Source organism: Acinetobacter sp. CAU_H_60 (genome assembly GCF_058599385.1).
The window spans coordinates 1,596,012-1,608,677 of the sequence record NZ_CM178653.1 but is presented as its reverse complement, the minus strand read 5'-3'; the positions used below and the strand labels follow the sequence as shown (position 1 = coordinate 1,608,677).

The following is a 12,666-nucleotide window of genomic DNA, read 5'->3' as shown; positions in this document are numbered from 1 at the left end:
AATATAACAAATCAAAAAAATAAGTGGCTAACTGTTATATTTTTTTAAATGTATATTGTATCTATACAGCTGATTTAGGTCTGCTGATAATAAAACTCATAACGCCAGACCAACCTATGGGTGATCATATGAATTCAGAAGACAACAAAGCACCAAAATATGCGGATAGCAGTATTTCTGATGCAGCATTCAAGAAGATGATTCTCTGGTTTACACTTTATGCCGGTTTATTCTGCCTAGGCGTTATCTTTGTCGTAAATGCAGACAAAATTATGATGAGCGGCTTTTAAAATTCTCTCCCTGAACACTATCATCGCCCCAATCTAAATTGGGGCTTTTTTTATGGCACACATTCCCAGTTTTATTTTCTAATTTTTCTGCATCCACTCTGTGACTTTGTCACAATTTGACACTCACAAAGTCAGATTTCCTTGCTAGATTCAGACTGTTTGATGATAAAAATGAATACAGGCTTTTCGCCAGCGCATCATACAGAAATAACAACCATATAACAGATGGACAAATAACAAGGATAAAGGAGTGAAGCATGCTCGGAAATATGATGTTCCAGCCCTTACTGATCAGCAGCATGATTGAACATGCCGGCCGTTATCATGCCGATACCGAGATCATTTCTAAAAATACCGATACCAGCATTAAAAAGACCAATTGGGGAGAAATCCGGGAAAACTCGAAACGTTTTGCCAATGTTTTACAGCAATTCGGTCTGACACTCGGCGATCGGGTTGCGACCATTGCCTGGAATAATCATCGACATCTAGAATCTTGGTATGCCATTTCGGGGAGCGGGCTGGTTTGCCATACCATTAACCCGCGTTTATTTCCGGAACAGCTGGTATTTATTATCAATGATGCTGCCGATCGGGTACTGCTGTTTGATAAAACCTTTGCACCTTTAATTAAAGCCGTCAAACCGTTATTAAAAACTGTAGAACAGTATATCTGTCTGGATGCTGAAGATTCGTCGATTCGTGAAGCCATTCCGGAAGTTCAGTTTTATGATGATTTGCTTGCCCAGCAATCTGCAGAATTTGACTGGCCTGAACTGGATGAAAATACAGCGAGTTCATTGTGTTATACCTCTGGTACGACTGGAAATCCGAAAGGGGTTTTATATAGCCATCGCTCAACAGTATTGCATAGTTATGCCATTATTATGCCGGATTCCCTGAATGTAGCAGCGCGTGACATCATGCTGCCAGTGGTACCAATGTTCCATGTCAATGCCTGGGGAACCCCATATGCCGCTGCCATGGTCGGTTGTACTTTAGTGCTGCCAGGGCCGGGCCTGGATGGAGCCAGTCTGGTCAATCTGATTGATACGTATAAAGTATCTGTAGCTTTAGGCGTTCCAACGATCTGGCAAGGGCTGATTGCGGCTGCCCAGCAAAGTGGTTCAAAACTGGAAAGCCTGAAACGGAATGTGGTCGGTGGTTCTGCCTGTCCACCGGCGATGCTGAAAACCTTTAAAGAGCAGTTTAATTGCGAAACCATTCATGCTTGGGGGATGACTGAAACCAGTCCCCTCGGGAGTGCCAATCAGCTAAAAACCAAACACCTCGATCTGGCGGATGAAGAAAAAATGCAGATTCGTCTGTCTCAAGGTCGTCCACCGTTTGGCGTTGATTTACGTTTAACCGATGAAGAAAAAGGGACCCAGGAAATCGCCCGAGATGGTGAAACCATAGGTAATCTGCAAATTAAAGGACATTGGATCATTGATCATTATTTTGGCAAGGAAGAATCTGCGCTCACAGCAGATGGCTGGTTTGATACCGGAGATATTGCCACCTTAAATGAAGATGGCTTTATGAAGCTGTGTGACCGTTCCAAAGATCTGATCAAGTCAGGTGGTGAATGGATCTCTTCAGTCGATCTTGAAAATATGGCCATGGGACATCCTGAAATTGCCATGGCTGCCGTGATTGCGGCACAGCATCCTAAATGGGATGAGCGTCCCGTTCTGATTGCGATTAAAAAGCCAGAGAGTCATGTGAGTGAAGCTGAAATACTGGATTACTATGCGGACAAGGTCGCTAAATGGCAAATTCCGGATCGCGTGATCTTTGTAGATTCTATTCCGTTAAGTGGAACCGGCAAGATGCTGAAAAAAGACCTGCGTGAACTTTATGGCTCTATCTTGCTGGAACAGGCCGTAGGTTAAGCTATTTCTTTAAAAGGGTAAATTTTTGCCTTTTTAACTCACCCAATATTTAAAACAGAAACTGATCTCTTATATAGAGGTCAGTTTTTTTATATGGTTTTGCTAAAAATATACAGACCAAAAAAGCAATTTATTCAGTTCATACAGTTTTAACAGCACTTTCTGGCTAAGATTGTCTTACAAAAAGTCCAACTATGGTTTCTAAGCACATAATTTGACCTACATTGACATGGTGTGAGCTTCAGAATTCTTTATTCTGGACTACATAATAAATAGACAGTTGTACATTAATACTGTCTGCGGAATAGAGGGGATAAAAATGACAAGTATGACAACCTACAAGCCGCATTGGATTCGTGAAGATTTCATTGATTTTGTTGGTGAAAAAATCCATCCAACTTGGGCACTCAAAAAAGTCAAAGCATCGATCGTGAATATTCAGGCGGTCAGCCCGGACTTTTTCAAAATCCAGTTACGTCCAAATTATAACTTTAATCGCGGGTCATTTCAGGCCGGTCAAAATATCGCGGTGACTCTGCGTCTGGATGGAGTACGTCATCAACGTCATTATTCTATCGTGACCATTTTAAAAAATGGTGATGTGATTATTGCAGTCAAGCAGCAAGGTAAAGTGTCGCGTGCCTTAACTTTATTGCAACTGGGTGCAGTGGTCGAGCTGTCTCAGCCACAGGGCGAATTTACCTTATTAAACTCTCCTAAACCGATTCTGTTTCTGGCATCAGGCAGTGGCATTACTGCGATTTATTCCTTATTGCAAAAAGCAGTCGTGCAGTTTCAGCATCCGATTGATCTGATCTATTTCACCCGTGATGATGCATTTCATGCCGAGATCAAAACCCTGGCGTTGATGCATCCTCATCTGAAATATCATCATTTTAATACAGTCGAGCATAAGCAGCATCTGAGCCAGCAATTGCTAAACAAGCTGGTACCAGATTTTGAACAGCGTGAAATCTATGCCTGTGGTTCAGCGGGAATGATGAAAACTGCACTCAAAATTGCCGATAAACTGGCGGTGAAATCTAGCTTCCATTCTGAATATTTCCAGATTGCAATGGATGAAAAAGTGAAAGCACAGCCTGTACAGTTTTTAAGATCGCAGCAGGAATTCCAGGCAGAATCTAATCTGCTGGAAAGTGCAGAGCAGGCGGGTCTTCGTCCAGCGCATGGTTGCCGTATGGGCATTTGTAATACTTGCTCATGTACTAAAGTCAGCGGTTCGGTGAAAAACATGCTGACGGGTGAGATCGACCACGGCAGCAATACTCCAATCAAACTTTGTATTTCACAGGCCGTCAGTCCTGTGGTGATTAATTTATAAGCTATTTCAACCATTACTAAACGAATAAGAAGGTGCTCCCATGAATATGCAAATTGATTTTAAAAAACACAGTAAATCTCAATTTCTAAGCCCGGAACAGGTTGAAGAGTTCGGTGCCAAGGTTGATGCTATCCGCCGTGAAGTAATGGAAGATTTGGGCGAAAAAGATGCAGAATATATTTATAAAATCCGTAATTTTGTACGTTATAGCGAGATTGCTTCCCGCGGCATGTTGATGTTTGCAGGCTGGTTGCCACCAGTATGGTTAGCGGGCACAGGCTTATTGGGTATCTCGAAAATCGTGGAAAATATGGAACTTGGCCATAATGTGATGCACGGCCAGTTCGACTGGATGAATGATCCGAGCCTGAATGGTTCGACTTATGATTGGGATACTATTTCCACTGGGGATGACTGGAAATACACTCATAACTATATTCATCACACGTATACCAATATTGTCGGTATGGATCATGATGTCGGTTATGGTCTGATCCGTGTCAGTGAATCTCAGCCCTGGGAACTACGTTTTATCTGGAATATTCCTTTAACCATTCAGTTGATGGTGTTCTTTGAATGGTATGTGGGTGTACAGCGTTTGCATCTGGAAGATGTAATTGCCTATAAAACAAAAACCTGGAAACAGGTCTGGGAAGAAGCAGCGCCTTTACGCAAAAAAATGCGCCGTCAGGTTCTGAAAGATTATGTATTTTTCCCGATTATTGCCGGTCCAAATGCGATTCCAGTATTTACTGGGAATGCAGTTGCCAATGTGATTCGTAGCCTATGGGCGTCTGCAGTGATCTTCAATGGACATTTCACTGAAGATGCTGAAACCTTTGAAATGGACAATACCGACAATGAAACCCGTGCGGAATGGTATCTGCGTCAGATCCGTGGTTCGAGCAACTTCAGTGGCGCGAACTGGTTGCATATTCTGAGTGGTAATTTAAGCCATCAGATTGAGCATCATCTGTTCCCAGATATGCCAGCAAACCGTTATGCCGAAGTTGCACCAAAAATCAAAGTCTTATGTGCTGAGTACGGGGTTCACTATAACGAAGCTAGCTTTATGAAGCAGTTCTCGACTGTATGGGTCAGACTGGCGAAATGCTCACTGCCAAATGAATGGAATCAGCAAATTGCAGAAAAAACTCATGCAGTTAAATCGGTGTTTCGTTACTTTAAATCTAAGCTTGTAAATTAATTTTTAAGGTTTCTCTATTATCCAGTTTGGTACTCCTCAATAGATTTGGATGGTCTATTGAGGATTTTTTTATCTGTTAAAAAGTGGCAAGTTCACACGAATTTATGAATGAAATATGAAGATGATTTTCAAAAAATGACGAAGCTGGGACAGATTTACTACGGCTGAAACGCTTCGCCTACAAGCTAAGCGTTTACCTCAAGAAGGTTCTTTTTATAATGGCCGCGTTCTATTATTCAAGGTCTCAGTTTTGAAATATCTTAAATATTTTTCAGGCATCTCACTGTTATTGCTGTTAACCGCGTGTAATACCCCGGAAACTCCTGCACCAGATTATCAGGGGAACTGGAAAAATACACTGGAAAATCCAAAATTGGAAAATATCTTGGTGATTTCCAAAAATGGTGAAAACTATTTCATTACCAATACCATTAAAGATAAAGAAAGCGGCAAAACCGACAAGAAAAATCCGATGCCCGCTTCAGTCGCTGATAATGGCCTGCTTCAGATTAATTCAGGTGCAGGTGTCGTTGATTTCGCAATTGACGAAAAAACTGGCAATCTGGTTGGTTCAGGCTCCGTTTATAAAAAAGCCAAATAATGCTCTAATCTAATCAATTCAGAGATAACACAAAAAATGCCATGATCAGGAAGGATTCATGGCATTTTTTTAGTTCACCAATTTTATGAGACCAGCAAAATCTTCTACAAAATAATTTGCCTTGGCTTTGATCAGATCCATTTCATGCGCAGAATACTGGTCGTAAATTGCCACTACATCAATTCCCGCATTGTTGGCAGCTTCCACCCCAATTAAAGAGTCTTCAACAATCAGGCAGTCTTTAGCCTCAATTTCAAAATGCTGGAGCGCGTTTAAATACACCTCTGGATGCGGTTTGATATTCTCGACATTTTCACGAGTCAAAATAATCGCAAAATCATCATCAAAACTGATTTTCTGATTAATCTTCTGATTATTATCCTGATAACGCTGCACATTGAATAAGCTGGTGGTAGTCGTGAGTGCCAATTGTATCCCTTGCTGTTTTAAGGCTTGAATCAGCAGCTCAGCTTGCGGTTTGAGTTCTATCACATGATCCAGAAAATGCCGTGAAATACCGTAACGGCGGTTTTTAACCTCTTCCTTGCTTGGCTTGAAACCATATAGGTCTTTTAAATAGCCACAATATTCCAGATAGGGATCGGGCATATGTCTAAAGGCTTTCAGTTGCAGGTCACGTTGTTGTTGAATCTGATCTAGACCAATTTCAATTCCAGATAATTCCTGAATCAGGGCAGCATCGACCTGGTTCCAGATTCCCACTGAATCAATCAGGGTTCCATCCAGGTCAAAACACACCAGCTTTTTATCTTTAAACATGACACCCCCCATTTCTCTTTCACCGCCATTATCCCGTTTTTAGAAAGAGATAAAAAGTCCAGTTTGGGTGCACATCCAGACTGTATTTATCAATGAATTCCTAAAATGAACTTATTTTGAGCATTTTAAGTATTACTAATAATAAAAATCGTAATACTAAATTGGCACAGCATTTGCATTTATCTACCCATCATAAAGTGATCTAGGGTTCCGGCAGTTTTTTCAAAAAAACTGCGGCTGAGACCGAGAGTTCACGGCTCGATTTGAGCTACACGGAGGGATAAAAGCCCGGGAGGTTGGAACAAAAACCTTAGAGAGGTCATGTACATGGGCGCAATAGACAATAAGTACCATAACAATCAAACACTTTGGACTGAAATCCTGCCGGGAGGGCATCACTGGTCCGGGCGCATTCAAAAAGGTGCGGTTCTGCAATTCAAGGCACTAGGTGCCAATGCCAACGTATCCCTGTTCTGTGTCAATGCTGAAGATAAACTGGAACGTTACAACATGCCAGACAGTCTGAAAGGCCAGCATACAGCTTACCTGACAGCAGGGAATGTGCTGTATTCCGATCTGGGTCGTGTGATGGCTTCCATTGTTAAAGATGAAGCTGGCTGGAACGATACCTTCTGTGGTCCATCTCGTCCTGAACAGATTGAAAAACAGTTTGGCATCCGTAGCTTCCAGGATGCCCGCAATGACATGTACCAAAGCGGTTTAGATGGTCTGTTAATTGAATTATCTAAATTCTCACTCGGTCAGACTGACCTGAGTGCAACCGTCAATCTGTTCTCTAAAGTCACTCCAAATGATGCCGGCGCATTGTCTTATGTGCCTTCAGACAATACTGATCAAATCATTGAACTGCGTTTTGAAATGGATTGTCTGGTGTTCCTGTCTGCTGCACCACATGGACTAGATAACAGTGCGGAATATCAACCGGCTGATATTCAATTATCTTTGTTTAAAGCCAATAGCTTAGGCGAAACCGATATCTGTCGCGACTCCTGTCCACAGAACCAGCGTGCATTCCAGAACAACGCACGTTACTACGCACTTTCAAACGTTTAAGGCAGGAGAATAACCATGACAGCTCTACAACAATTCGAAAAAACCGTACTTAGCGAAATCTGTCCTGCCGGTGAAGCATGGATGTGCGAAGTCAAAAAAGGCCAGTATTTCCGCATCATCGATCTGGAAGGAAATCAGGCAGTCGATACCTTATTTATCTCTGCTGAAAATCCGGAAGAGCGTTATAGCGCAACCGATACACTGGCGATTAACCAACAGATTTATTTGGAAAAAGGCACGACTTTATACAGTAACTTTGGCCGTGCCATTGCTGTGATCAATGATGATAACTGTGGTCGTCACGACACTTTAGGTGGTGCATGTTCATGTGAAAGTAATACAATTCGTTATGCATATGACAAATACCCGATGCACAGCTGCCGTAACAATTTTATGTATGCGCTGGCAAAACATCCAGTGGCAAAAAAACATGGCTTAAACGTGCGTCACATCGGTCCAAACATCAACTTCTTTATGAATGTGCCTGTGACTGCCGATGGTCACCTGAAATTTGATGATGGTATTTCTGCACCAGGCAAATATGTGGAAATCAAGGCCGAAATGGATTTGATCGTGCTGATCTCGAACTGCCCGCAGTTGAATAACCCATGTAATGCCTACAACCCGACACAAATCCAGCTAGTTGTGCGTGAAGGCGAGGAGGCTTAAGTCATGTTTAATAAAGTTCTGATTGCCAACCGTGGCGCGATTGCCTGCCGCGTGATCCGTACCCTGAAAAAACTGGGGATTCAATCTGTAGCCGTTTATTCAGAAGCCGATCGTGATTCACTCCATGTGACTTTAGCGGATGAGGCGGTGTATATCGGTGAAGCCCCAGCCAGCCAAAGTTACCTGAATATTGAGAAAATTCTGGAAGTCGCGAAACAGACCGGTGCTGAAGCGATTCACCCGGGTTATGGCTTCCTGTCTGAAAATGCTGAATTCTGCGACCTATGTGAATCACAAGGCATTGCCTTTATTGGGCCAAACTCAGCACAAATGCGTGCTTTTGGTTTAAAGCATACGGCGCGTGAGCTGGCAATTCAAGCCAATGTACCTTTACTTCCAGGTAGCCAGTTACTGGCAGATGAAGCTGAAGCCTTAACGGAAGCGAGTCGCATTGGCTATCCTGTGATGCTGAAAAGTACCGCAGGCGGTGGCGGGATCGGCATGCGTCTGGTCTGGAACGAAGCTGAGCTGAAAGATGCCTATGCAACCGTATCTTATCTTGCACAAGCCAACTTCAAAGATGCAGGTCTGTACCTGGAAAAATTTGTACAAAATGCCCGTCACATCGAAGTGCAGATTTTTGGTGATGGCCAAGGCAAAGTGATTGCTTTAGGTGAACGTGATTGTTCAGTACAACGCCGTAACCAGAAAGTGATCGAGGAAACGCCAGCACCGCACATTAACGATGAACAACGTGCTTATATCCAGAATGTCGCGATTCAGCTGATGGAGTCAGTGAATTACCGTTCTGCCGGTACGGTTGAATTCGTCATGGACACCGATACGCAAGAATTTTATTTCTTGGAAGTGAATACCCGTCTACAAGTCGAACACGGCGTGACCGAGCAAGTCTTTGGTGTGGACCTGGTGGAATGGATGGTGACATTGGCCAGCGGTGACTGGACTGCACCAACCGAGCAACTGGAATCCCAAGGTCATTCGATTCAGGTGCGTCTGTATGCCGAAGATCCGATCAAGAACTTCCAGCCAAGCGCCGATCTGCTGACCTATGTCGAGTTTGATGAAAACGCACGTAACGAAACCTGGGTAGAAACCGGATCAAACGTATCGTCTTTCTATGATCCGATGATTGCCAAAATCATTGTCACAGCAGATGATCGTGAATCAGCAATTCAAGCCATGACCGACACGCTAGCTAAAACCCAAGTGGCTGGCATCGAAACCAACCTGGAATATCTGCAAAACATCATCGACTGTGAGGTGTTTAAGGCGGGAACACAAACCACACGTTTCCTGAATACCTTTGAGTGGAAAACCCAAAAGATTGAAGTGCTGCAAGCCGGTATTCAAACTGCGGTGCAGGATGTCACTGGTCGTTTGGGTTACTGGGACGTGGGTGTGCCACCATCAGGTGCGATTGATCCATTGTCTTTAAATGTCGCAAACCAGCTTTTAGGTAATGCGCCAAATACAGCTGGTCTGGAATGTACCTTGCAAGGTCCAACACTGAAATTCCACTGTGACAGCCAGATCGTGCTGGCGGGTGGTAACATGCCATCAACGCTTGATGGTGTGGCTGTGCCAATGTGGCAAACCATCAATGTGCGTAAAGGTCAGATTTTAAAATGTGGCAAGATCGCAACCGGTTGCCGTACCTATATCGGCATCAAAGATGGACTGAATGTACCTGAATATCTGGGTTCACAAGCGACGTTTACCCTCGGTCAGTTTGGTGGTCATGCCGGCCGTAACTTACTGATCGGCGATATGCTGCCAATTACGTCATTCACAAGCGATGAAGTCAAAGTACTGGCACCTGAACAAGTTCCAACATTCAGTCATGAATGGGAAATTGCGGTGATGTATGGTCCACATGGTGCGCCAGACTTCTTCACCAAAACTGACATCGATACTTTCTTTGCCAATACCTTTGAGATCCACTTTAACTCCAGCCGTACCGGTATCCGTTTGATTGGTCCAAAACCGGAATGGGCACGTGAAGATGGTGGTGAAGCCGGTTTGCATCCATCCAATATTCATGACAACGCGTATGCGATTGGTGCGATCGACTTTACTGGTGATATGCCAATTATCCTCGGTCCAGATGGTCCAAGCCTCGGTGGCTTCGTTTGTCCTGCGGTGGTGATCAATTCTGAGCTATGGAAACTGGGTCAGCTCAAAGCCGGTGACAAAGTGAAATTTGTTCCAGTCAGCTATCACCAAGCCAAATTGCTGAATGAAAAATATCATGCACAGCTTGAAGCGCTGGATACTCAGGAAGTTTCATTTAATGAATCCTTCTATCCTGAACTGGCTACGCTGAAAAATGCCGTACTGGATACCTTAAAAAGTGAAAATGGTGCGCCGGATGTGGTGTATCGTCCAGCGGGTAACAACTATCTGCTAGTGGAATATGGTGAGCTGGTACTGGATCTGAACCTGCGTTTCCGTATCCATGCCTTGATGCAATGGGTTCAAAAACAGAATATTCCGGGCATTATCGACCTGACGCCAGGCATCCGTTCACTGCAAATTCATTTTGATTCGATCAAGCTGGATCAGCTCGACTTGCTGCGTCTGTTGCAAGTGGCTGAAACTGAACTGCCTGATGTCACTGAAATGGAAGTGCCATCACGTACCGTGTATTTGCCACTGGCTTGGGAAGATTCCCAAACCCAACTGGCAACCGAACGCTATATGCAAACTGTGCGTCCAGATGCACCGTGGTGTCCGGACAATATCGAGTTTATCCGCCGTATTAATGGCCTGAAAGATAAACAGGCAGTCAAAGATGTGGTGTATAACGCTAGCTATCTGGTGATGGGGCTGGGTGATGTGTACCTGGGTGCGCCTGTAGCGACGCCACTTGATCCGCGTCAGCGTTTAGTCACAACGAAATATAATCCGGCGCGTACCTGGACACCTGAAAATGCAGTGGGTATCGGTGGTGCGTATATGTGCGTGTATGGTATGGAAGGCCCTGGTGGTTATCAGTTCGTGGGTCGTACTACGCAAATGTGGTCGCGTTACCGTAAAAATGTCGACTTCGAGCAAGGCAAACCATGGTTACTGCGCTTCTTTGACCAGATCAAGTTCTATGAAGTGTCTGAAGAAGAACTCATGCAAATGCGTGAGGACTTTAAGGCAGGCCGTCTGAAACTGCGTATTGAAGAAGGTGTGTTGAACCTGAAAGAGTACAACCAGTTCCTGACTGACAATGCCGACACCATTAGCGAGTTTAAGGCAACGCAACAAGCGAACTTTGAAGCGGAACGCCGTCGCTGGCATGAAGTTGGACTGGCGGAATACGTATCTGAAAGTCTGGATGCGGTCGATGATGGTGAAACGGTTGCCATTCCGGATGGTGGCTGTGCAGTGGAATCGCATATGCCGGGTTCGATCTGGAAAATTGAATGTCAGTCTGGCGATATCGTGGAAGAAGGTGCGACCTTGGCCGTGATTGAAGCGATGAAGATTGAGATTCCGATTATTGCCCCTGAACGTATGCGTGTAGATACGATTACGATTGAGAAAGGGCAAACGGTGAAAACAGGGCAGGTGTTGTTTACTCTGGCGCCAGTGGCTTAATAAATTAGATATAAAAAAGACCGTCCGTAAGGGCGGTTTTTTATATATAATTATTAAAAAATAATGGCTTATTAGAGATGTCTAAAGAAAATATTAATAAATATGGATTAAGTAGAACTATTCCGGCAGATATTAAAAATCAAATTAGACGTGCTGATGGTTATGGTTGCGTGAAATGCGGAAATCTATTTATTGAATATGAGCATATTGATCCACTTTATTGTGACGCAAAAGTTCATGCTCCTGAAAAAATAACGTTATTGTGTAAAGGATGTCATGGGGATAGCACAGGAAGAAGATTACCTAAAGAATTAATTAAAAGACTTAAAGCTAATCCCTATTGTAAAAAGAAAGGTATTGTAAAAGGTCAATTTTACCCTGATCCCACCAAGATGGAGATCTATTGCGGATCATCGGTATTTAGAGATACACAAATTATTTTCGAAATTAATGGCAAACCATTAATTTGGGTTAGTCGCGATGACTATAATGAATTCAGTCCGCTATTTTATAATGCGATTTTTTATGATTCTGATGGAAATAAAATTGGCTATTTGAATAAAAATCATTTTATAGGTTTAGTAAAAACAGCTGATATTAAAAGCATTGCTAGTAGAGTAGAGGTTAGATCTAGACCTAAAGAAATTACATTAGATATTGATTTAGAAGGTTATAAATCAATACGCATTAATAGAATTAATATGAGTTATCTCAACACGCACGTAGTGATAGAAAAAAATGGGGATATCGTTTTTGATCCTAGAGGTGCTAATAATCGTTTTAGTTCTATTAGCGCATCCCATTGTAGAGTTGGTATATCTATAAATGGAATACCGCGTATACCAACTAAAATTGATAAATTAGTTTTTTACGCTAGGGATGCTCTTATTAATATCATTGATATTTTCGGACAGATCAAAGGGTATTTTATAGATGGGAAAATTTATGATAAACATAAAAATTTGGTTGGTTATTGTAAGAGTAATAAAATATACAACTTAGTTGATGAGTTTATTGGAAATATTTTGCAGAATAATTTAGGCATAATGATTATTATGGATAAAGATGAGTATGATGATCAAGAACCGATTTGGTTCAGTAAGGAAAATGCTATTCTTAACAAATTTTTGAATAAACCTATATATGATATATCTTATAGATTATTTGATTAATTTTACGCTTTCCACAAGCATTCCAGA

10 protein-coding genes and 1 riboswitch are annotated in these 12,666 nt (G+C 42.7%); of the genes, 9 read left to right on the top strand and 1 reads right to left on the bottom strand.

Going from position 1 to position 12,666, the window contains the following annotated elements; translation table 11 throughout:
- The first annotated feature begins 128 nt into the window (after positions 1-128).
- From AC4MBN_RS07440 to AC4MBN_RS07420, 5 genes are all read left to right on the top strand, one after another.
- Entirely contained in the window at positions 129-290 is a 162-nt protein-coding gene (locus AC4MBN_RS07440) for a hypothetical protein (protein ID WP_491880066.1), read from the top strand.
- A 257-nt stretch (positions 291-547) separates the two neighbouring features.
- Complete coding sequence (locus tag AC4MBN_RS07435) at positions 548-2,185, top strand: long-chain-fatty-acid--CoA ligase (protein WP_302700588.1); 1,638 nt, start codon at positions 548-550, stop codon at positions 2,183-2,185.
- 319 nt (positions 2,186-2,504) lie between these two features.
- Positions 2,505-3,527: a flavin reductase family protein gene (locus tag AC4MBN_RS07430; protein WP_419374728.1), complete on the top strand. Its 1,023-nt coding sequence runs from the start codon at positions 2,505-2,507 to the stop codon at positions 3,525-3,527.
- Between the two features lie 40 nt (positions 3,528-3,567).
- The gene (locus AC4MBN_RS07425; RefSeq protein WP_491880065.1) at positions 3,568-4,734 is read left to right on the top strand and encodes a fatty acid desaturase family protein; all 1,167 of its coding nucleotides are present in this window, start codon (positions 3,568-3,570) and stop codon (positions 4,732-4,734) included.
- A gap of 250 nt (positions 4,735-4,984) precedes the next feature.
- Positions 4,985-5,335, top strand: coding sequence for a hypothetical protein (locus tag AC4MBN_RS07420; RefSeq protein WP_034703248.1), 351 nt, complete (start codon positions 4,985-4,987; stop codon positions 5,333-5,335).
- Between the two features lie 69 nt (positions 5,336-5,404).
- Here the strand turns inward: AC4MBN_RS07420 and AC4MBN_RS07415 are convergent, their stop codons facing one another.
- Positions 5,405-6,115 (bottom strand): HAD family hydrolase, encoded by a 711-nt coding sequence (locus tag AC4MBN_RS07415; RefSeq protein WP_491880064.1) that lies wholly within the window; start codon positions 6,113-6,115, stop codon positions 5,405-5,407.
- Between the two features lie 191 nt (positions 6,116-6,306).
- Positions 6,307-6,412, top strand: a riboswitch (guanidine-I (ykkC/yxkD leader).
- Between the two features lie 30 nt (positions 6,413-6,442).
- Here AC4MBN_RS07415 and AC4MBN_RS07410 point away from each other — a divergent pair.
- The 4 genes from AC4MBN_RS07410 (at position 6,443) to AC4MBN_RS07395 (ending at position 12,639) form a co-directional block, all read left to right on the top strand.
- Complete coding sequence (locus AC4MBN_RS07410; protein ID WP_491880063.1) at positions 6,443-7,189, top strand: urea amidolyase associated protein UAAP1; 747 nt, start codon at positions 6,443-6,445, stop codon at positions 7,187-7,189.
- A 15-nt stretch (positions 7,190-7,204) separates the two neighbouring features.
- Complete coding sequence (locus AC4MBN_RS07405) at positions 7,205-7,858, top strand: urea amidolyase associated protein UAAP2 (protein ID WP_491880062.1); 654 nt, start codon at positions 7,205-7,207, stop codon at positions 7,856-7,858.
- A 3-nt stretch (positions 7,859-7,861) separates the two neighbouring features.
- Positions 7,862-11,467, top strand: coding sequence for an urea carboxylase (uca, locus tag AC4MBN_RS07400; RefSeq protein ID WP_491880061.1), 3,606 nt, complete (start codon positions 7,862-7,864; stop codon positions 11,465-11,467).
- 77 nt (positions 11,468-11,544) lie between these two features.
- Positions 11,545-12,639: a hypothetical protein gene (locus tag AC4MBN_RS07395; RefSeq protein WP_491880060.1), complete on the top strand. Its 1,095-nt coding sequence runs from the start codon at positions 11,545-11,547 to the stop codon at positions 12,637-12,639.
- The last annotated feature ends 27 nt before the right edge of the window (positions 12,640-12,666 follow it).

Bases quoted from the DNA above. Each gene is read 5' to 3' on its own strand.
- AC4MBN_RS07405 (WP_491880062.1), top strand. From the start codon at position 7,205: ATGACAGCTCTACAACAATTCGAAAAAACCGTACTTAGCGAAATCTGT.
- AC4MBN_RS07395 (WP_491880060.1), top strand. From the start codon at position 11,545: ATGTCTAAAGAAAATATTAATAAATATGGATTAAGTAGAACTATTCCG.
- uca (WP_491880061.1), top strand. From the start codon at position 7,862: ATGTTTAATAAAGTTCTGATTGCCAACCGTGGCGCGATTGCCTGCCGC.
- AC4MBN_RS07410 (WP_491880063.1), top strand. From the start codon at position 6,443: ATGGGCGCAATAGACAATAAGTACCATAACAATCAAACACTTTGGACT.
- AC4MBN_RS07430 (WP_419374728.1), top strand. From the start codon at position 2,505: ATGACAAGTATGACAACCTACAAGCCGCATTGGATTCGTGAAGATTTC.
- AC4MBN_RS07415 (WP_491880064.1), bottom strand. From the start codon at position 6,115: ATGTTTAAAGATAAAAAGCTGGTGTGTTTTGACCTGGATGGAACCCTG.
- AC4MBN_RS07440 (WP_491880066.1), top strand. From the start codon at position 129: ATGAATTCAGAAGACAACAAAGCACCAAAATATGCGGATAGCAGTATT.
- AC4MBN_RS07425 (WP_491880065.1), top strand. From the start codon at position 3,568: ATGAATATGCAAATTGATTTTAAAAAACACAGTAAATCTCAATTTCTA.
- AC4MBN_RS07435 (WP_302700588.1), top strand. From the start codon at position 548: ATGCTCGGAAATATGATGTTCCAGCCCTTACTGATCAGCAGCATGATT.